Consider the following 19186-nt stretch of genomic DNA (forward strand, 5'->3'; position numbering starts at 1 on the left):
CGCGAACCCGGCGAGGCACGTTTGTTTTTGTGGATGAGGATATTAACGGCCGTTGCGCTTGAACCTTGAGCGCAACCGGACCGTTTTGTCCACTATTCCCGCGCAAACGCCGGTTTCGCGCGCAAAAAAACGGGCTCCCCAGGGGAGCCCGTTTTTTGGACCTTGTCACGCGCTCAAAGCAGGGACTTGAGGAGTTTGCCCATTTCGGACGGGTTGCGCGTGACCTTGAAGCCACAGGCTTCCATGATCGCGAGCTTGGCTTCGGCCGTATCTTCGCCGCCCGAAATCAGCGCGCCGGCGTGGCCCATGCGCTTTCCGGGTGGGGCGGTCACGCCCGCAATGAATCCGACCACGGGTTTTTTGAAGTGCTCTTTGCACCAGCGGGCAGCGTCGGCCTCATCGGGGCCGCCGATCTCGCCGATCATGATCACGGCGTCGGTGTCGGGATCGTCGTTGAACATCTTCATGACGTCGATGTGCTTGAGGCCGTTGATCGGGTCGCCCCCGATGCCAACCGCACTCGATTGCCCCAGGCCCAGGTCGGTCAATTGCGCCACCGCCTCGTAGGTGAGCGTGCCCGAACGCGAGACGACACCGATGCGGCCTTTGCGGTGGATATGGCCCGGCATGATGCCGATCTTGATTTCATCGGGCGTGATGAGTCCGGGGCAGTTCGGGCCGAGCAGCAGCGTTTCCTTGCCACCGGCGGCGACCTTGTGCTTCATCTTGTTGCGCACCATGAGCATGTCGCGCACGGGAATGCCCTCGGTGATGCAGATTACGAGGTCGAGGTCGGCTTCGACGGCTTCCCAGATGGCGTCGGCGGCACCGGCGGGCGGCACGTAGATCACGGAGACGGTCGCACCGGTGTCGGCGGCGGCCTCCTTCACGGACGCGTAGATCGGAATGTCGAAGATCTTCTCACCGGCCTTTTTCGGATTGACGCCGGCGACGAAGCAGTTGCGGCCGTTGGCGTATTCCAGGCACTTTTCGGTGTGGAACTGCCCGGTCTTGCCGGTGATGCCCTGGGTGATGACTTTGGTGTCTTTGTTGATCAGGATGGACATGTTGGGTTCCTCTCGGGCTCAGGCGGCGTTGACGGCGGCGACCACTTTTTGAGCCGCCTCGGCCATCGTGTCGGCACTGATGATCGGCAGGCCCGATTCGGCGAGCATTTTCTTGCCGAGGTCTTCGTTGGTGCCCTTCATGCGCACGACCAGTGGTACGCTGAGGTTGACCGCCTTGCAGGCGGTGATGACGCCGGTGGCAATGGTGTCGCAACGCATGATGCCGCCGAAGATGTTGACGAGGATCGCCTTGACCTTGGGGTTGCGCAGCATGATCTTGAAGGCCTCGGTCACCTTTTCGGGCGTCGCGCCGCCCCCGACGTCGAGGAAGTTGGCGGGCTCGCCGCCGAAGAGTTTGATGGTGTCCATCGTCGCCATCGCGAGGCCCGCGCCGTTGACGAGGCAGCCAATGTTGCCGTCGAGGCTGATGTAGGCGAGGTCGTACTTGCTGGCTTCGACCTCGGCCGGGTCTTCCTCGTCGAGGTCGCGCAGCGCGACGATCTCGGGATGCCGGAACAGGGCGTTGTCGTCGAAGTTGAATTTGGCGTCGAGCGCGATCAGCTGATTCTTGCTGTCGCGGTTGAGCGGGTTGATTTCGAGCAGCGACGCGTCGGTTTCCATGTAGCAGGTGTAGAGCTTCTGGAACAGGTCGACGGCTTGCGCCACAGAGGCTTCAGGCAGGCCGATGCCGCTGGCGACCGCCTGCGCTTGCTCGGTGGTGAGCCCGATGATGGGGTCGACGAAGACCTTGATGATTTTCTCGGGTGAGACGCGGGCGACTTCTTCGATGTCCATGCCGCCTTCGCTCGAGGCGATGAACGCGACCTTCTGTGTGGCCCGGTCGGTCAGCACCGAGACGTAGTATTCCTTCTGGATGTCGGCGCCTTCTTCGATGTAGAGGCGTCGGACGATCTGGCCTTCTGGCCCGGTCTGGTGCGTGACCAGCCGCATGCCGAGGATCTCCCCGGCAAGTCGACGCACATCGTCGATGGACTTGGCGACTTTGACGCCACCGCCCTTGCCACGTCCGCCGGCGTGGATCTGCGCTTTGACGACCCAGACGGGGCCGCCGAGTTTCTGGGCGGCTTCGACCGCCTCTTGCACCGTGAATGCCGGGATGCCACGGGGAACCGGCACGCCGAACTTGCGCAAGATTTCCTTGCCTTGGTACTCGTGTATTTTCATGGGTCTCTCTCAGGGGGTGGAGGAATCGTCGCCGCCCGAGGAACACACCGAGGTCATCGCTGAGCGGGACGTCGCCGGGGCGAACTGTAGCATGCTGCACTGCATCATCAGCGTGGCCTGCGCCGGGGCCGCGGGCATAATGGCCAGGGCAACGCACTGCAAAGGACCAGCCCATGGCGAAAGTTTTCATCGATGGCGAGGCAGGCACGACGGGCTTGCAGATTCGTGAGCGGCTGCAGTCGGTGCCGGGAGTCGAGTTGTTGCAGATCGACCCGAGCCGGCGCAAGGACAACGAAGCCAAGCAGGCGCTCATGGCCGAGGCGGATCTGGTCGTGCTGTGCCTGCACGACGACGCCGCGCGTGCCTCGGTCGAGCTGATCGACGCGATCGGCAGCCGGCGCCCGCGCATCATCGACGCCTCGACGGCGCACCGCACGGAGCCGGGTTGGGTTTACGGTTTTCCCGAACTCTGCGCCGGCCAGCGCGAGGCGATTGCGCGAGCCGAGCGCGTGGCCAATCCGGGGTGCTACGCGACGGGGGCGATCGCGCTGATCCGCCCGCTGGTCGATGCCGGACTCGTGCCGCGCGATCATCCGCTGGCTTTGCCGGCGGTCAGCGGTTACAGCGGCGGCGGTCGATCGATGATCGAAGCCTATGAAGCAGGCTCGGCGGCGCCGTTTGAGCTCTATGCGCTCGGGCTGCGGCACAAACATCTGCCCGAGATCATGCGGTACACGGGCCTTGCGCGCCGTCCCTTGTTCGTCCCGTCGGTGGCGAATTTCCCGCAGGGCATGCTGGTCGAACTGCCTTTGCATCTCGACTCCTTGCCGGCGCGGCCGCGGGTGGCGGACCTCGAGGCTGCCTTGCGGGCGCATTACGCGCCGACGGCCGCTTGGGGCGGGACGGTGCGCGTCGAGTCCGCCAGTGCCGACGGCAAGCTTGATGCCGTCGCGCTTGCGGGCAGCGACATCATGGAGCTGCGGGTGTTCGGCGATGACGCCTTGGCTCAGGCGGTGCTCGTGGCGCGGCTCGACAACCTCGGCAAAGGTGCGAGCGGCGCTGCGGTGCAGAACCTGCGCTTGATGCTCGGCCTTTGAGGCCGTCGTTGACGCGTCACTCGACGTCGTGTTCCCCGGAAGCCTTGGGCACGACCTTGCGGATGATCTCGGCGCTGAAGCCGCGGGCCGCGAGGAAGCGCATTTGACGCGCGCGCTCGGCCGCATCCTGGGGTGCGCGGCCGAAGCGGCGCTCCCATACTGCGCGGGCGTGCTCGGGCTCGAGCGTCCGCAGGGGGGCTAGGGTTTCGGCGATGGCGTCAGCGGTGAGGCCTTTGTCGCGCAGCTCTTGCTGCAGCCGCGCCGGCCCGAGGCGGGCGCCGCGGCGATGAACCCAGGAGTCGGCGAAGCGCCGGTCGTCCAGGTAGCCTTTGTCCTGCAACTCGTCGAGCACGCGGCGAATCTCCTCAGCATCTTCGGCGTGGGGCGCGAGCTTGCGCTCGAGCTCGACCCGCCCGTGCTCACGACGGGCAAGCAACTGCAGGGCTCGGGCTTTGAGGGATGGCGGTCGCATCAAAAAGAAGAGCAACAACCGACCGTTTTACGCCGGCATACTGCGATTTTCACTCCAAAACACTTTTCGGGCGCGCGCCATCTCGGGAGCTGATTCTTAGGCGGCAGCTTCCTCGACAGCGGGCAGCAAGGGGATGCCCAGCGACGCGCGGACTTTGTTCTCGATTTCGCGTGCGAGGCCGGGGTTTTCACGCAAAAACTCACGCGCGTTGTCGCGGCCTTGGCCGATTTTCTCGCCGTTGTAGGCGTACCAGGCGCCGGATTTTTCGATGATGCGCGCGTTGACGCCCATGTCGATGATCTCGCCCTCGCGGCTGATGCCTTCGCCGAAGAGGATGTCGAACTCGGCGGTTTTGAACGGCGGCGAGACCTTGTTCTTCACAACCTTCACCTTGGTTTCGTTGCCGATCGAGTCCTCGCCCTTCTTGATGGTGCCGGTGCGGCGGATGTCGAGCCGCACCGAGGCGTAGAACTTGAGCGCATTGCCGCCCGTGGTGGTTTCGGGGCTGCCAAACATCACGCCGATCTTCATGCGGATCTGGTTGATGAAGATGACCATGCAATTGGTCTTCTTGATGTGCGCCGTGAGCTTGCGCAGGGCTTGGCTCATGAGTCGCGCCTGCAGCCCCGGCAGCGCGTCGCCCATGTCGCCCTCGAGCTCGGCCTTGGGCGTGAGCGCGGCCACCGAGTCCACCACGATCAGGTCCACCGCGCCGGAGCGCACCAGGCTGTCGACGATCTCCAGCGCTTGCTCGCCGGTGTCGGGCTGGGAGATCAGCAAGTCCTGCAGATTCACGCCGAGTTTTTGGGCGTACTGGATGTCGAGCGCATGCTCGGCATCGACGAAGGCGCAAGTGCCGCCCTGCTTTTGCATCTCGGCAATCACCTGCAGCGTCAGCGTCGTCTTGCCCGAGGACTCGGGGCCGTAGATCTCGATGACGCGCCCGCGCGGCAGGCCGCCCACGCCCAGCGCGATGTCCAGCCCCAGCGAGCCGGTGGACACCACTTGGATGTCTTCGATGACTTCGCCTTCACCGAGCCGCATGATCGTGCCCTTGCCGAACTGCTTTTCGATCTGCGCCAGCGCCATTTGCAGGGCTTTGGCCTTTTCGGTTTGGGCGGGGGTCGGGGTTTTGGCGATGGGGTCCATGGAAACTCCTGGAAGTCGGTTAAAGATCGGGGACAGAGCCAGAACAACTGGATGCGTGAACAGTACTTTAGCCGCAGAATAAAGCCGCGTACACTACAAAATTAATCAGTTTGCCTGACCATGATCCGGTCCTGCTTCGGTCGGGTGCCGATGGCGCTGCCGGATTCCATTCCCCCAGCCTCGTGATGCCGCCCACTCCGCTCCTGCCCGACGACTGCGCGCCCGCGCTCAGACCCGCGGGGCTGGCCTGGCGCCAGACGCATCTGGGCCGCCTCATGGGCGAAGCCTTGCGGCGCTTCGACGCGCGTGTGCTCTCCCTGATGGCCGCCAGTGCCGAGGTGCCGCTGGCGCTGGCCAACCTGGCGGCGCGCGACAAGGTCGGTGCGGCGCACATCCACATCACGCGGCATTTGCCGATCGAAGGCGCGCGGCTGACCGACCTGGCGCGGGCCGCGGGTATGAGCAAGCAGGCCATGGCCGACCTGGTGGACCAGTGCGAGGCTTGGGGTTTGGTGCGGCGCGAACCCGACGAACGGGACGCGCGGGCGCGCCGCGTGGTGTTCACCGCCGACGGGCTGGCCTGGCTCGAGGCCTTCCGCGTGGCCGTCGCCCAGGCCGAGGCCGAGTTTCGCGCCGCGGTGGGCGATGAAGTCGCCACCGTCGTCGCGCTGGGGCTCGAGGCCTACGCGAGTGGCTGAAGCACCCGCTTGCGCGCCGCGCATTCCGGCTTCGGGCGTGGCCGTCCTAGAATCTGCCGAGCGCAGCCAGAGAGGAGACAAGATGCGGATCCTGATTGCCGAAGATGACCAGGTGCTCGCCGATGGGCTGTTGCGCACCCTGCGCGCCTCGGGCGCAGCGGTCGACCATGTGGCCGATGGCGCGCAGGCCGATGCCGCGCTGATGACCAACACCGAGTTCGACCTTTTGATCCTGGACCTGGGCCTGCCGCGCCTGCACGGTTTCGAGGTGCTGCGCCGCCTGCGGGCGCGCGGGGCGACGCTGCCGGTGTTGATCCTCACGGCGGCCGACAGCGTCGAGGAGCGCGTCAAGGGGCTGGACCTCGGCGCGGACGACTACATGGCCAAGCCGTTCAGCCTGCAGGAACTCGAAGCCCGCGTGCGCGCGCTGGTGCGCCGTGGCATGGGCGCGGCCAGTTCCATCATTCGGCACGGGCCGCTCACCTATGACCAGGCCGGCCGCGTGGCGACCATCGACGGAAAGATGGTCGAGCTCTCGGCGCGCGAACTGGGCTTGCTCGAAGTGCTGTTGCAACGCGCCGGACGGCTCGTCAGCAAAGAGCAACTGGTCGAGCGCCTGTGCGAGTGGGGCGAGGAAGTCAGCAACAACGCGATCGAGGTCTACATCCACCGCCTGCGCAAGAAGATCGAGCGTGGCCCCATCCGCATCGCGACCGTGCGGGGCCTGGGCTATTGCCTTGAAAAACTGCCAGGCTGAGCCTTTCCCTGTGCGCGCCGTCGGGCTTCGACCATGACGCCGACCCTGTGCCCTCGCGGGAGCGCCAATGTCCCTGTCTGAAGAGGACCGAGAGGAGCGCCGCTGGCGCTTCAAGCTGTTCCAGCGGGAGCAGCGCTCGCTGTTTGGCGAAATCCTCGACTGGATGCTCACGCCGCTGCTGCTGCTGTGGCCGCTGACGCTCGCGCTCACCTGGTGGGTCGCGCAGGACATTGCCGACCGGCCCTATGACCGGGCGCTCGTGCTGCACGCGCACGAACTCGCGCAGTGGATCCAACCCGACCCGGCGGGGCTCCGGTTTGGCGCGCCCGACGCCGTGACCGACGCCCTGCGGGCCGACGACACCGACCTCGTCTACTACCAGATCCTCGCGCCCGACGGCCGCGTCTTGGGCGGCGAGCCCGACCTGCCGACCGTCGCCGAGCCCTTGCATCCGGCACCGCTGCCGGGCGAAGTGCGCCTGCGCGACGACCTGCTGCGCGGACTCGACGTGCGGGTGGCCACGCTCTGGACGCCGGTCCCGGGCGCCGACCCGATGCCGCTGGCCCAAATCCAGGTCGCCGAGACCCGCAAAAAGCGCAAACTCCTCGCGACCGAGATCATCAAGGGCGTGATGTTGCCGCAATTCATCACCCTGCCCATCGCCGTGCTGCTCGTCTGGATGGCGCTGGTGCGCGGCATCAAGCCGCTGAGTCGGCTCGAAGAGCGCATCCGTGCCCGCAAGCCCGACGACCTGAGCCCGCTGGACGACAAGGCCGTGCCGCTCGAAGTCGCGCCCCTGGTGCAGTCGGTCAACGACTTGCTGACCCGCCTGACCGAGTCGGTGGCGACGCAAAAGCGCTTCCTCGCCGATGCCGCGCACCAGCTCAAGACCCCGCTGGCTGGGCTGCGGATGCAGGCCGACCTGGCACGCCGCGAGGGTGCGAGCACCGAGGAGCTCAAACAGTCTCTGGAGCACATCGGCCGCGCGAGTGTGCGGGCCACCCACACGGTCAATCAACTCCTGGCGCTGGCGCGCGCGGAGAGCGGCTCGACGGCCCTGACGCGGCAAAGCTGCGATCTCGCCGCGCTCACCATCGATGCAGTGCGTGAAGCCGTCCCCACGGCGCTCGAGCGCCACATCGACCTCGGCTACGAAGGTCCGCAGCCGGGTGAGCCCGGCGTGCAACTGCTCGGCAACCCCACACTGCTGCGCGAGCTCGTCTCGAACCTCGTCGACAACGCCATGCGCTACACGCCATCGAGCGCCGAGCAGCCGGGCATCGTCACCGTGCGCCTGCTGCCCGATCCCTTCGGCCAGGTGCTCGTGCTGCAGGTGGAGGACAACGGGCCGGGCGTGCCCGAAACCGAGCGCGCGCGCATCTTCGAGCCGTTTTACCGGGTGCTGGGCACTCAGACCGATGGATCCGGCCTGGGCCTGCCGATCGTGCGCGAAATCGCCCGCCAACACCGGGCCACCGTCGAAGTCGAAGCGGCGCGCCCCGGTCAGAAACCCCCGGGCGCGCGCTTCATCGTGCGCTTTGCTCTGGCGCAAGGCTGAGCCTAAATCCGGCAGTTGACCGCTTCTCGCGAAAAGCAAGGTGCTGATGTTTCAACAACGTTCGGTGCGGAGCCCGTTCACCGTTTGGGTGAGCGCTGCGCACCCGTTCGAGTCGCCCTCGGGCGCGGGGGCGGCGTTGCAAATCCTCTTCAACAGCGCCCGCCATGGCTGTGGTTTGCGCCTTGCCCGCGCGCCCGACGACGACCCGCCCAGGCACGCCCAACTGCCAGATTTAGGCTGAACCGGTCCCTCGAGCGCCAACACAGGAACTGATTCAGCGTTGCCTCAGCGGGCGGCTGAAGCGGGTAGTGCGGACGAAGCCGCGGCGGAAGCCACGACTTCGGGCGCCGGTGCCGCGCTGCTGCCGCCTGCGGGCGCGGTCGCTTCCGGACAGTTCTGCCAGGTGCGTTGGGCGAGGGCGGGGAGTCGTTGCAGGCGTTCGCGCTGGGTGTCGTCGGCGGTGTTGAGGGTCAACCAATAGCGCGTCAGCGGCGGCTGCAACGTCAGTACCCGCGCGGTGCGCACGCCGCGCTCGCTGAGCCGCTCGAGCGCCGCCTGGGCGTCGGCCTCGGTCGTGTGCACACCCAAAGAGAGCCCGGGCGCCAGCGCCGGCTCGCGCAGCACTTCGAAGGGCACGTTGCGTTTGCGCAGCTCGGCCTGCTTGCGCGCGAGCGTTTCCGTGTCGGCGTAGCGGCCCATGTAAACCATCCAGCGCCCGGGCTGCGTCTCGGCGTCGAGGCGCCAGGCCGTCTTGGCCTCGAGCTGCGCGAGGGCGGCGCGCAGCGCATCGGTTTGGCTGGCGTCGATCGGGCCCACGCGCCAGCAGCGGGGCGCGGTATCGGTCGGCACGGCGGGCGCTGAAGCGCCTTCGCCCGGGGCAGCGCGCACGATGCGCAGCGCCTCGGGGTTTTGTTGCTGGGCGATGCGTTCGGGTTCGCTCACCCGCGCGGGTGCGAAGCCGAGCGGCGCGAGCCAGCCCTGGCTCCAGCCCCACCAAACCGCGTTGGCCAACAGCAGCAGAAGGACCAGAAACCGGGCGATCACGGCCAAAGCCCCAGCGGGGATGCCATGTCGAGCGGCCGCACGCTCAGCGAGGCCGATTCGATGCGCTCGATGGCCCCGGCGTGCTCGATCTGCAGCGCCCCGTTCGCGTCGATGCCGATGGCTTTGCCCACGCGCCCATCGCTCAGCCGCACGGCCCGACCGGCGAGCACGTCGCGCGCACGCCAGTCGTCGAGGAAGGCGCCCAGACCCTCGCGACCAAAGCGCTGCAGGCCCGCCAGAACCGCCGGCGCGACGCGCAGCAACAGACCAGGCGCATCGAGGCCCGGCAGCAAGGCATCGATGCCCACGCCCGGCGGGTCGATGGCGTCTTGCAGGGGCATTCTGAGGTTTAGGCCGATGCCGACGACGGCATAACGCTGCGACCCGACCTGAGTGGTCTCGATGAGGATGCCCCCGAGCTTGTGGTCGCGCCACCACAGGTCGTTGGGCCACTTGAGCCCCACCTCGGGGTGCAGCGCGCCGGCCACGGCGACGCCGACCGCCAGCGACAGGCCTGACCAGGCCCGGGGCTCGGGCGGCAGTGGGGGGGTGAGGCCGAGGGAGAAGGTCAAAGAGCGCTTCGGGTCCGCATGCCAGACGCGGCCACTGCGCCCGCGACCGAGCGTTTGCCGTTCGGCTACGAGCAGCGTGGGCGCAGCGTGGCCGGCGCGGGCGCGACGCATGAGCTCGCTGTTGGTCGAGTCGATCTCGGGCCACACCTCGATCGTCAGCGCCGGCTCGATCGAGCGGCAGCTGGCCCTCAGGTCTTCGAGTGGCCAGTCGTACAGCAGGGCCTCGGCCACGGGTTTCATGATGCCGAACCTGGTGGCGACACCTCGCCGCGCGCAAGGCCTGCTCGATCGGGGGCGCTGCGGCGGCGTTTCTTGGGCGCGAGCATCGTGCCGCGGCATTGCGGCGCGCCGCAGCGACAGGCGAAGGCGGCTTTGAGCGCCGGGGTGTAGCGCGCGTCGATCACCAGTCCGTAGTCGTAGTGCAGTTCTTCGCCCGCGGCGATGTCACGCAGCGCTTTGATGAACACCCGGGTGCCCCGGGTCTCGGCTTCGCAGTTCGGCTCGCACGAGTGGTTGATCCAGCGCGCGGCATTTCCGCCGCGTCCCCCGTCGATCACGTGCGCGTCGTCAATGTGAAAGAAGAAGGTGTGGTTGGGGTCGGCGGGGTCGTGCGGATGGCGCGCCTGCGCTTCTTCCCACGAAATCAGCTCGCCCCGGTATTCGAGGATGTCGGTGCCGGCGGGTAAATCGACCGCGGCATAGACGCCTTTGCCGTGGATGCCCGAAGCCCTCACGACGATGCGGCGGCGGGGGCCGCGTTGGGGCGGGTCCTTGGGGTTTGGAGCGCTGGCCCTAGCCACGGCGGAAAAATTTGGTATGTTGAAAAAAGCACAGGTGCGCGCCCGCATGAGCGTGGGCGCGCACGCCTAGACACACACGCTCGTGCACCCGCGCGCACGAGCGAACCGGATTGTAATGAGATGAAAGACCTCGTGATTGCAGAGAAGCCCTCGGTGGCGCAGGACATCGTCCGCGCGCTCACGCCGGTGGCCGGGAAGTTCGAAAAGCACGACGACTATTTCGAGAACGACCGCTACATCGTCACCAGTGCAGTCGGTCACCTCGTCGAAATCGAGGCGCCCGAGGCTTACGACGTCAAGCGCGGCAAATGGAGCTTTGCGCACCTGCCGGTGATTCCGCCGCACTTCGACCTGAAGCCCGTGGAGAAGACCAAGTCGCGCCTCAACGCCGTCGTACGTCTGGCGCGGCGCAAGGATGTGGGCCGGCTCATCAACGCCTGTGACGCGGGGCGCGAGGGGGAGCTGATCTTCCGGCTGATCGAGCAGTACGCGGGCGGCGGCAAGCCCCTGGGCAAGCCGGTCGAGCGGCTGTGGCTGCAGAGCATGACGCCCGACGCCATCCGCGACGGTTTCGCGCACCTGCGATCCGATGCGCAGATGCGCGGCCTGGCCGACGCGGCGCGCAGCCGCTCCGAGGCCGACTGGCTGGTGGGCATCAACGGCACGCGGGCGATGACGGCGTTCAACTCGCGCGACGGCGGCTTCTTCCTCACCACCGTCGGGCGGGTGCAGACGCCCACGCTGGCCGTGGTGGTCGAGCGCGAGGAGCAGATCCGCCGCTTCGTCAGCCGCCCGTATTGGGAGCTGCACGCGAGCTTCGCCGCGCAGGCCGGCACTTACCCTGGCCGCTGGTTCGACCCGGAATGGAAGAAGGACCCCGACGATGCCGAGCGTCGCCCCGAGCGCCTGTGGGACGAGGCGCGCGCCCGCGCGATTGCCGCTGCGGTGCAAGGCCGAACGGGCAGCGTCAGCGAGGAAAGCCGCGCCACCACCCAGGCCTCGCCGGGCCTCTTCGACCTCACCAGTCTGCAGCGTGAGGCTAACGGCAAGTTCGGCTTTTCGGCCAAGACCACGCTGGCGCTGGCGCAAAGCCTGTACGAGCGGCACAAGGCGCTGACCTACCCGCGAACCGACTCGCGCCACCTGCCCGAGGACTATTTGCCCGTGGTGCAGCAGACCTTCGGCATGCTCGCCGACAGCCCGATGGCGCACCTGGCACCGCATGCGCGCACCGCGCTCGCGCAGGGCTACATCAAGCCGATCAAGCGCGTGTTCGACAACAGCAAGGTCAGCGACCACTTCGCCATCATCCCGACCTTGCAGGCGCCGCACGGCCTGTCCGAGGCCGAGCAAAAACTCTACGACCTCGTCGTGCGCCGCTTCATGGCGGTGTTTTTCCCCAGCGCCGAATACCAGGTGACCACGCGCACCACGGTCGTCGATGGAGCCGACGGCGCGCAGCACCACTTCCGCACCGAAGGCAAGGTGCTGGTCAAGCCGGGGTGGCTCGCGATCTACGGCAAGGAGGCGGCCGCCGAGGTGGCCGACGCCAAGGACGGCGACAAAGGCCAGAACCTCGTGGCCGTCGCCCCAGGCGAGCGCGTGCGCACCGAGGCCGTCGAAGTCAAGGCGCTCAAGACCCGGCCGCCGGCGCGCTACACCGAAGCCACGCTGCTCGGCGCGATGGAAGGCGCGGGCAAGCTCATCGACGACGAGGAACTGCGCGAAGCCATGCAGGAAAAGGGCCTGGGCACACCGGCAACCCGCGCGGCCATCATCGAAGGGCTGATCAACGAGAAATACCTCCTGCGCGAAGGCCGCGAACTCGTGCCCACGGCCAAGGCCTTTCAGCTCATGACGCTGTTGCGCGGCCTAGGGGTGGAAGAACTCTCGCGCCCAGAACTCACCGGTGAGTGGGAATACAAGCTCGCGCAGATGGAGCACGGGCGGCTCTCGCGCGAGGCCTTCATGCGCGAAATCGCCGAGATGACCGAGCGCATCGTGCGCAAAGCCAAGGAGTACGACCGCGACACCGTGCCGGGCGACTACGCTACGCTTGCCACGCCCTGCCCGAACTGCGGCGGCATCGTGAAGGAAAACTACCGCCGCTACGCCTGCACCGGCGCCGATGGCCAGGGCGCGGGCTGTGGCTTCTCCATCCCCAAGACGCCGGGCGGTCGCACCTTCGACGTGGCCGAGGTCGAGCAACTGCTGCGCGACAAACGCATCGGCCCGCTCGAGGGCTTCCGCTCCAAGGCGGGCTGGCCCTTCACGGCCGAGATCGTGCTCAAACACAGCGAGGAGGAGCGCAACTGGAAGCTCGAATTCGACTTCGGCGACGAGCGCAGCGCCGAGGCCACGGGCGAAATCGTCGACTTCTCGGGGTTCGAGCCGCTCGGGCCCTGTCCGAAGTGCGGCGCACCGGTGTACGAGCACGGTGCCAACTACGTCTGCGAGAAATCCGTGCCCACGGCCGCGCAGCCCACGCCGAGCTGCGACTTCAAAACCGGCCGCGTGATCCTGCAGCAGCCCGTCGAGCCCGAGCAAATGCGCAAGCTCCTCACCCAGGGCAAAACCGATTTACTCGACAAGTTCATCTCCATGCGCACGCGGCGGCCCTTCAAGGCGCATCTGGTCTGGGACGCCGAGGCCGGCAAGGTGAACTTCGAATTCGCGCCGTCGAAGTTCCCGCCGCGCGTCCCCGCCGCTGCTAAAAAAGGAGCAACAAACGTCCGAAATACCCCGGCAAACGCCAAGAAAGCTGCCCCATCCGCGGCGGCGAAAGCCCCGGCAGCACGCAAAGCCGCAGCCAAGGGCGCGCCCGCGACTCGAGCGCCGAGCACGCGCAAGCCGCGTGCGGCTGCGGCGACCGCGGGTTTGCGGCCCAGCCCGGCACTCGCCGCCGTGATCGGGCCCGAGCCCGTGGCACGCGCGCAAGCGGTCAAAAAGCTCTGGGACTACATCAAGGCGCAGGGCCTGCAAGATGCGGCCGACAAGCGCCGCATCAACGCCGACGAACGGCTGCGTGCCGTCTTCGGCAAGGATCAGGTCTCGATGTTCGAAATCGCGGGGCTGCTCACGCCGCACCTGCACGCGGATGGCAGCGCCTGAGAGGCTGAGAGGAGCCGGCGATGCGTTTGCCAGCGGTCGACCCCAGCGGACGCGCCCAGGCGCTGGTGCTGGCGGCCGGGCGCGGCGAGCGCATGCGTCCGCTGACCGACCACTGCCCCAAGCCGCTCTTGCCCGTGCAGGGGCGGCCGTTGCTGCGCTGGCACCTCGACGCCTTGGCGCGCGCGGGTTATCGCCACGCGGTGGTCAACACGGGCTGGCTCGGGGAACAGATTGCGGCCTACTTGGGCGCCGAGCCCATGCAGCGACGGGTGAGTTGGCCGCTCACCACGGGCGCGAGCGCGGAGGAAGCAGGGGTAGACGACCGGTTCACGCTCGACCTCTCGCCCGAGATGGAGGATTTCGGCTATGCGCTCGAAACCCTCGGCGGCATCAGCCGCGCGCTGCCGCAGTTGGGCGAGGTGTTCTGGGTCGTCGCTGGTGATGTGTTCCTACCCGACTTCGACTTCCCGCGGGCCGCCTTTGACGCATTCGCGCGCAGCGGACGGCTCGCGCACCTCTGGCTCGTGCCGAACCCACCGCACCACCCTCAGGGGGATTTTGGTCTCGAGCCTGCGGCGGATCGCTACTCGGCACGGGCGCTCAACCTGCCCACGCCGACCGGGCTGAGCTACACCTTCAGCACCGTCGCCCTCTACCGGCGCGCGCTGTTCGAGGCGCCCTGGTGCACGATCATCCCCGGCAATCCGCAGGGCACGGCGGCGCCGCTGGCGCCTTTGCTGCGCCGGGCGATCGCTGCGGGGGTCGTGAGCGCCGAAGTGTGGGCCGGTGCCTGGACCGACGTGGGCACGCCGGAGCGGCTCGCCGAGGTTCAGGGCAGCAGCGCGCGGTAAAAGTTCGGCAGCGCGAACAGCGCGCCGTGGATCTCGGCGTTGTAGTACTGCAGGTTCGCGATGCCGCGCGCACGCAGGCGCTGTTCGACCGTCGCCGCATCGAGGCCTTTGGGGTCGAGCGTGTCCGAGGCCACGGCGAGCGCCCAGTACGCCCCATAGAGCGGCACGTACAAGCCGTAGGCGCGCAGGCAGGGGAAGACCCGCGCCAGCCGCGCCGAGAGTTCCCGCACCTGGTCTTTTTCGAAGAACGGCGCGCCCAGATGCAGCACCACGGCCCCTCCGGGTGCGAGCACCTGCTGCACCTGGCGGAAGAAGGCTTCGGTGTAGAGCGGCCCGGCGGGGGTCTCGGGGTCGGTGAGGTCGAGGAACACCAGGTCGAAGCGCTCGGCGGTCTGCGCCACGAAGGCTGCGCCGTCACCGACATGCACTTGCACGCGCGGATCGTCGAGGGCACCGCGGTGGATCGAGCCGAGATGGCGGCGCGCGACCGCGACCACTTCGTCGTCCAGCTCGGCCAGCACGATGCGCTCGATCGTCGGGTGCTTGAGCAGTTCCTCGGCCAGTCCGCCGTCTCCGCCGCCGATGATGAGGGCACGGCGCGGCGCCTCGTGGGTGATGGCGGCCGGATGCGCCATGGCCTCGTGGTAGAAAAATTCATCGGCCTCGCTGGTCATGTACTGCCCGTCGAGGCGCAGCGTCAGCCCGAGTTCGTTCGAGCGCAGCAGTTCGAGATGCTGGTAGCGCGTGCGCTGCGACAAGATGCGCTCGGGGAAGCGAAAGCCATAGGCTGCCTGCGGCGTCAGATGCTCGAGGATGAGCTCGCCCGTGGCGGTGGGGCCGTCGGCCTGGCCGCGCAGGAGCCGCTCGCGCTGCACGCGCCGCGGCGCGAATGCGTCTTCGAGCCCCTGCATCAGGGCGATCGCCTTGTGCGAGTTGTCGGCGGTGAAGTTGCACACATACACGTCCAGCGTGACGCCGCCGCGCTCGGGCCAAGTGTGGATCGCCAGATGCGACTCGGCGAGCAAAATCATGCCGGTCACGCCGCCGGGCTGACCGTTCCAGTCGGGGAAGCGGTGCCACTTTTCGTCGACGAGGGTGAGTCCCGAGGCCAGCGTCAGCGCGCGGCAACGCTCGGCGAGTCGATCGGCATCGGTCAGCAGCGCGGCGTCGCCGGCGCAGTCGTACAAATCAGCAGTCAGGTGCAGGCCCTGCATGTCGTGTCCCCCTGTTGGTTGGAAACCCGCGCATACGGGTAAAGGCAACGCTGAGCCAGTCCCTCGCGCGCCGCGCATCCCGGCTGCGGGCGGTCTGCTTCGTTGCAAATCCTCGCCATAGCTGCGGCTATTGCCTCGGTTTGCGCCTCGCATCCCATCCCGCGGCCGCTCGCGCGCCATCACGGGAACTGATTCAGCGCTGCCCTAAAACGGTGGCGGTACGCGCCCAAACATCTCGCCGGGTTCAGCGGCTGTCGGCGCCAACCGGGCAAGTAAGATGCCCGGCGCCAAGCAAAACCAGCGATTTTACGGCGCCTGACTCGACGGCAAGGCCGAAGAATGCCGCTTCAGGGCGTTCACCGCCTTCCCCCCGCTAGCCGTGGGGATGGTTGAAAATGCCGTTCATGAACCAGCAAACCCCCCACTCGATCTACGCGGCGCGTCGCGCGCGCGCCGCAGCCCAACTCGGCGCGAACGCCGTCGCCATCGTGCCTACCGCGCCCGAGCGAGCCCGCAACCGCGACAGCGACTTTCTCTACCGTCACGACAGCTACTTTTATTACCTCACGGGCTTTTCTGAGCCCCATGCGTGGCTGGTGTTGTTTGGCAATGGCCGTAGCGTGCTGTTCTGCCAGCCCAAAGACCTCGAGCGTGAAATCTGGGACGGCATCCGCCTGGGTCCCGAGGCCGCGCCGGCGGCGCTCGGCGTCGACGAGGCCTATTCGGTGACCGAGCTCGAAACCCGGCTGCCGCGTCTGCTCGAAAACCAGGCGACCGTCTGGTACCCGTTTGCCACCCACGAGGGCCTTGCCGCCCGGGTCGAAGGCTGGCTTGCGAGCGTGCGCAGCCGCGCGCGCATGGGCGTGCGCTGTGCGCAAGTGCAGCGCGACCTGTGCGCCGTGCTCGATGAAATGCGGCTCATCAAGGACGCGCATGAGCTGGCCCTCATGCGCCGTGCCGCGCAAATCAGCGCTGCGGCCCATGTGCGCGCCATGCAGACCAGCGCGCGCATGCTGCGCGCCGGGCAGGACGTGCGCGAATACCACCTCGACGCCGAGTTGCTGCATGAGTTCCGCCGCCACGGCTCGCAATACCCCGCGTACAGCTCCATCGTCGCAGCCGGCGCCAACGCCTGCGTGCTGCACTACCGGGCCGACAACGCGCCGATCCGCGACGGCGAACTCGTGCTCATCGACGCCGGTTGCGAACTCGACGGCTATGCGAGCGACATCACCCGCACCTTCCCCGCCAACGGGCGTTTCACCGGGCCGCAGCGTGAGCTGTACCAGCTCGTGCTCGAAAGCCAAAAGGCGGCGATTGCAGCCACCCGGCCAGGCGCGCGCTTCAACGAGCCGCACGAGGCCGCGGTGCGCGTGCTCACCCAGGGCATGTTCGATCTGGGCCTGCTCGAACCGGGCCAGCACGGCACGCTCGACGACGCGATCGAGCACCGCCACTACTTCGCCTACTACATGCACCGCACCAGCCACTGGATCGGCATGGACGTGCACGACTGCGGCAGCTATATCGAGCCGAGCGAAGCCGACCGCGTCACCGAGCGGCGCGACCCCAAGACCGGCGACATCGTCATCGAGCGCCCAAGCCGCATCCTGCGCGAAGGCATGGTGCTCACCATCGAGCCCGGCCTCTATGTGCGCCCGAGCGAGGGCGTGCCCGAAGCGTTCTGGAACATCGGCATCCGCATCGAGGACGATGCCGTCGTCACCGCCGACGGCTGCGAGCTGATCTCGCGCGGCGTGCCGGTCGAACCCGACGAGATCGAGGCCGTGATGCGCGGCTGACGCGCCGGTGACGGCCGGCGCGCGAGCGATGCCTTAGATTGGAGGCCATGCTGAACCCGGCCCGCTGGGCCCGTCACGGGGACGGATTCGGCGCCGCGTCGGCGGCAAAACCCCCAATCGATAGGAGAACACCGATGCTCAAACCCGGCCTCATGATGGACCGTCCGCTGCTCATCTCGGGCATCCTCGAACACGCGGCGGCGCAGTATGGCGCTGTCGAAGTCGTCTCGCGCGAGACGCATGGCCCGCTGCACCGGAGCAGCTACTCGGAGGTGGCGCGGCGCTCGAAAAAGCTCGCCCATGCCTTGCAGGCGCTGGGCCTCGAAGCCGGGCAGGCCGTCGGCAGCATCGCGTGGAACAACCACCGCCATCTCGAGGCTTACTTCGCTGTCTCGGGCAGCGGCATGGTGCTGCACACCTGCAATCCTCGACTGCATCCGCAGCAACTCATCTACATCATCAACCACGCCGAGGATCGCGTCGTGCTGTTCGACAGCACGTTTGCGCCTTTGGTCAAGGGCATCGCGGCGCATTGTCCGCAGGTGCAGGCTTGGGTGTGCCTGTGTGATGCCGACCAGATGCCCGGCGTGCGTGCGGGCACCGAGGGCGTGGCGAACGTCCTGTGTTACGAGGAACTCATCGCGCCGCACAGCGAGCAGTTCGAATGGCCTGAGTTCGACGAGCGCACGGCCGCGGCGCTTTGCTACACCTCGGGCACCACGGGCAACCCGAAGGGCGCGCTGTATACGCATCGGGCGATCGTGCTCAACGCCTTCTCGGGCTGCCAGCCCAACGTGCTGTCGCTGTCCTCGCGCGACACGGTGCTGCCGGTCGTGCCGATGTTCCACATCAACGCCTGGTGCATCCCCTATGCGGCGCCGATCGCAGGCTCGCGCCTCGTGTTGCCCGGGCCGCGTCTCGACGGGGCGAGTCTCTACGAGCTGATGGAAGGCGAACACGTCACCGTCAGCGCCGGCGTTCCGACGATTTGGCTCGCGCTGATCCAGCACGTGCAGCAGCACGGGCTGCGGTTCACCACGATGAAGCGCACGGCGGTCGGCGGCTCGGCGATGCCCCAGGCGCTGATCGAGCAGTACGACGCCCTGGGTGTGGAGGTGCGCCACGGTTGGGGCATGACCGAGACGACGGCGGTCGCGACCATCAGCGCGCTCACCGGCGCCGAAATGGGGCTTCCGGCGCAGGCGCGTCACGCGATCGTCGCCCGGCAGGGGCGCTCGGTGTTTGGCGTCGAGATCAAGGTCGTCGACGAGGCCGGCCGCACCCTGCCGCGTGACGGCGTCTCGCAAGGCGAGCTGATGGTGCGTGGCCAATGGATCATCAACGGCTACCACAAGGCCGAGGCCTCGCCGCTGGTCGATGGCTGGTTCCCGACCGGGGACATCGCCACGATCGACCCGACCGGCATCATGCAGATTCGCGACCGCACCAAGGATGTCATCAAGACCGGCGGCGAGTGGATCAGCTCCATCGACCTCGAAAACGCCGCCATGGCACACCCGGCGGTGGCGATGGCCGCGGTGATCGGCGTCAAACATCCGAAGTGGGACGAGCGGCCGCTGCTCTTCATCGTGCGCAAGCCCGGTCAGACGCTGGAGAAGGACGAAATCCTCGGCTTCCTCGCCGGGCGCGTCGCCAAGTGGTGGGTGCCCGATGAGGTGGTTTTCGTCGACGCTCTGCCGGTCGGCGGTACCGGCAAGGTCCAAAAGGCCGAGCTGCGCAAGCAATACGGCGGGATTTTCTCGGCTTAGGGCAACGCTGAATAAGGGAAACGCTGAACGAGTCTCGCGC

The 19186-nt window shown here is 67.4% G+C and carries 17 protein-coding genes; 9 read left to right on the forward strand and 8 right to left on the reverse strand.

What is annotated here, in order from left to right; all coding sequences use genetic code 11:
- Positions 1 to 173 precede the first annotated feature (173 nt).
- Together sucD and sucC are read right to left on the reverse strand one after the other, a co-directional pair.
- Positions 174 to 1067, reverse strand: coding sequence for a succinate--CoA ligase subunit alpha (gene sucD / locus EDC62_RS09930; protein WP_124223187.1), 894 nt, complete (start codon positions 1065 to 1067; stop codon positions 174 to 176).
- A gap of 18 nt (positions 1068 to 1085) precedes the next feature.
- Entirely contained in the window at positions 1086 to 2252 is a 1167-nt protein-coding gene (gene sucC / locus EDC62_RS09935) for an ADP-forming succinate--CoA ligase subunit beta (protein ID WP_124223189.1), read from the reverse strand.
- Positions 2253 to 2425: 173 nt separating this feature from the next.
- Between sucC and argC the strand changes: the two genes are divergently transcribed.
- Positions 2426 to 3349, forward strand: a complete 924-nt coding sequence (argC, locus tag EDC62_RS09940; protein ID WP_124223191.1) for an N-acetyl-gamma-glutamyl-phosphate reductase — start codon at positions 2426 to 2428, stop codon at positions 3347 to 3349.
- 16 nt (positions 3350 to 3365) lie between these two features.
- Here the strand turns inward: argC and recX are convergent, their stop codons facing one another.
- Both recX and recA read right to left on the reverse strand, forming a co-directional pair.
- Complete coding sequence (gene recX, locus EDC62_RS09945) at positions 3366 to 3821, reverse strand: recombination regulator RecX (RefSeq protein ID WP_124223193.1); 456 nt, start codon at positions 3819 to 3821, stop codon at positions 3366 to 3368.
- Positions 3822 to 3917: 96 nt separating this feature from the next.
- Positions 3918 to 4970 (reverse strand): recombinase RecA, encoded by a 1053-nt coding sequence (gene recA, locus EDC62_RS09950; RefSeq protein WP_124223195.1) that lies wholly within the window; start codon positions 4968 to 4970, stop codon positions 3918 to 3920.
- A 185-nt stretch (positions 4971 to 5155) separates the two neighbouring features.
- Here recA and EDC62_RS09955 point away from each other — a divergent pair, with 185 nt between their 5' ends.
- The 4 genes from EDC62_RS09955 to EDC62_RS09970 all read left to right on the forward strand — a co-directional run bounded on the left by EDC62_RS09955 (position 5156) and on the right by EDC62_RS09970 (position 8224).
- Entirely contained in the window at positions 5156 to 5668 is a 513-nt protein-coding gene (locus EDC62_RS09955) for a MarR family winged helix-turn-helix transcriptional regulator (RefSeq protein WP_124223197.1), read from the forward strand.
- Between the two features lie 82 nt (positions 5669 to 5750).
- A complete protein-coding gene (locus tag EDC62_RS09960) occupies positions 5751 to 6425 on the forward strand; it encodes a response regulator (RefSeq protein WP_124223199.1) in 675 nt (224 codons plus the stop codon).
- A 67-nt stretch (positions 6426 to 6492) separates the two neighbouring features.
- Positions 6493 to 7983, forward strand: coding sequence for a sensor histidine kinase (locus EDC62_RS09965; protein WP_124223201.1), 1491 nt, complete (start codon positions 6493 to 6495; stop codon positions 7981 to 7983).
- A gap of 46 nt (positions 7984 to 8029) precedes the next feature.
- On the forward strand, positions 8030 to 8224 hold the full coding sequence (locus EDC62_RS09970) for a hypothetical protein (protein ID WP_124223203.1): 195 nt from the start codon (positions 8030 to 8032) through the stop codon (positions 8222 to 8224).
- 44 nt (positions 8225 to 8268) lie between these two features.
- Here the strand turns inward: EDC62_RS09970 and EDC62_RS09975 are convergent, their stop codons facing one another.
- Genes EDC62_RS09975 through EDC62_RS09985 form a run of 3 tightly spaced genes read right to left on the reverse strand, consistent with a single transcriptional unit; the run spans position 8269 to position 10399 of the window.
- Entirely contained in the window at positions 8269 to 9027 is a 759-nt protein-coding gene (locus tag EDC62_RS09975) for an SPOR domain-containing protein (RefSeq protein WP_124223205.1), read from the reverse strand.
- The gene (locus tag EDC62_RS09980; protein WP_124223206.1) at positions 9024 to 9839 is read right to left on the reverse strand and encodes a biotin--[acetyl-CoA-carboxylase] ligase; all 816 of its coding nucleotides are present in this window, start codon (positions 9837 to 9839) and stop codon (positions 9024 to 9026) included. The genes EDC62_RS09975 and EDC62_RS09980 overlap by 4 nt, the downstream gene beginning before the upstream one ends.
- On the reverse strand, positions 9836 to 10399 hold the full coding sequence (locus EDC62_RS09985; protein ID WP_245968834.1) for an SET domain-containing protein: 564 nt from the start codon (positions 10397 to 10399) through the stop codon (positions 9836 to 9838). The genes EDC62_RS09980 and EDC62_RS09985 overlap by 4 nt, the downstream gene beginning before the upstream one ends.
- A 120-nt stretch (positions 10400 to 10519) precedes the next feature.
- On the opposite strand from EDC62_RS09985, the gene EDC62_RS09990 reads away from it, so the two are divergent.
- Both EDC62_RS09990 and EDC62_RS09995 read left to right on the forward strand, forming a co-directional pair.
- Entirely contained in the window at positions 10520 to 13510 is a 2991-nt protein-coding gene (locus EDC62_RS09990; RefSeq protein ID WP_124223211.1) for a DNA topoisomerase III, read from the forward strand.
- Between the two features lie 20 nt (positions 13511 to 13530).
- Positions 13531 to 14361 (forward strand): nucleotidyltransferase family protein, encoded by an 831-nt coding sequence (locus EDC62_RS09995; RefSeq protein WP_124223213.1) that lies wholly within the window; start codon positions 13531 to 13533, stop codon positions 14359 to 14361.
- Here the strand turns inward: EDC62_RS09995 and speE are convergent.
- The gene (speE, locus tag EDC62_RS10000) at positions 14340 to 15575 is read right to left on the reverse strand and encodes a polyamine aminopropyltransferase (RefSeq protein ID WP_124223215.1); all 1236 of its coding nucleotides are present in this window, start codon (positions 15573 to 15575) and stop codon (positions 14340 to 14342) included. The genes EDC62_RS09995 and speE overlap by 22 nt on opposite strands.
- Positions 15576 to 15979: 404 nt before the next feature.
- Between speE and EDC62_RS10005 the strand changes: the two genes are divergently transcribed.
- Complete coding sequence (locus EDC62_RS10005) at positions 15980 to 17377, forward strand: aminopeptidase P N-terminal domain-containing protein (RefSeq protein ID WP_124223217.1); 1398 nt, start codon at positions 15980 to 15982, stop codon at positions 17375 to 17377.
- Positions 17378 to 17511: 134 nt separating this feature from the next.
- Positions 17512 to 19146 carry a long-chain-fatty-acid--CoA ligase gene (locus EDC62_RS10010; RefSeq protein ID WP_124223219.1) on the forward strand — a complete coding sequence of 545 codons (1635 nt, stop codon included), beginning with the start codon at positions 17512 to 17514 and terminating at the stop codon, positions 19144 to 19146.
- Positions 19147 to 19186 lie beyond the last annotated feature (40 nt).

Origin of the sequence: Tibeticola sediminis (assembly GCF_003843835.1) — a bacterium.
GTDB lineage: Bacteria > Pseudomonadota > Gammaproteobacteria > Burkholderiales > Burkholderiaceae_C > Tibeticola > Tibeticola sediminis.

Excerpts from the sequence above, each read along its gene's own strand:
- sucD (WP_124223187.1), bottom strand. The coding sequence starts at position 1,067 with ATGTCCATCCTGATCAACAAAGACACCAAAGTCATCACCCAGGGCATC.
- sucC (WP_124223189.1), bottom strand. The coding sequence starts at position 2,252 with ATGAAAATACACGAGTACCAAGGCAAGGAAATCTTGCGCAAGTTCGGC.
- argC (WP_124223191.1), top strand. The coding sequence starts at position 2,426 with ATGGCGAAAGTTTTCATCGATGGCGAGGCAGGCACGACGGGCTTGCAG.
- recX (WP_124223193.1), bottom strand. The coding sequence starts at position 3,821 with ATGCGACCGCCATCCCTCAAAGCCCGAGCCCTGCAGTTGCTTGCCCGT.
- recA (WP_124223195.1), bottom strand. The coding sequence starts at position 4,970 with ATGGACCCCATCGCCAAAACCCCGACCCCCGCCCAAACCGAAAAGGCC.
- EDC62_RS09955 (WP_124223197.1), top strand. The coding sequence starts at position 5,156 with ATGCCGCCCACTCCGCTCCTGCCCGACGACTGCGCGCCCGCGCTCAGA.
- EDC62_RS09960 (WP_124223199.1), top strand. The coding sequence starts at position 5,751 with ATGCGGATCCTGATTGCCGAAGATGACCAGGTGCTCGCCGATGGGCTG.
- EDC62_RS09965 (WP_124223201.1), top strand. The coding sequence starts at position 6,493 with ATGTCCCTGTCTGAAGAGGACCGAGAGGAGCGCCGCTGGCGCTTCAAG.
- EDC62_RS09970 (WP_124223203.1), top strand. The coding sequence starts at position 8,030 with ATGTTTCAACAACGTTCGGTGCGGAGCCCGTTCACCGTTTGGGTGAGC.
- EDC62_RS09980 (WP_124223206.1), bottom strand. The coding sequence starts at position 9,839 with ATGAAACCCGTGGCCGAGGCCCTGCTGTACGACTGGCCACTCGAAGAC.
- EDC62_RS09990 (WP_124223211.1), top strand. The coding sequence starts at position 10,520 with ATGAAAGACCTCGTGATTGCAGAGAAGCCCTCGGTGGCGCAGGACATC.
- EDC62_RS09995 (WP_124223213.1), top strand. The coding sequence starts at position 13,531 with ATGCGTTTGCCAGCGGTCGACCCCAGCGGACGCGCCCAGGCGCTGGTG.
- speE (WP_124223215.1), bottom strand. The coding sequence starts at position 15,575 with ATGCAGGGCCTGCACCTGACTGCTGATTTGTACGACTGCGCCGGCGAC.
- EDC62_RS10005 (WP_124223217.1), top strand. The coding sequence starts at position 15,980 with ATGAACCAGCAAACCCCCCACTCGATCTACGCGGCGCGTCGCGCGCGC.
- EDC62_RS10010 (WP_124223219.1), top strand. The coding sequence starts at position 17,512 with ATGCTCAAACCCGGCCTCATGATGGACCGTCCGCTGCTCATCTCGGGC.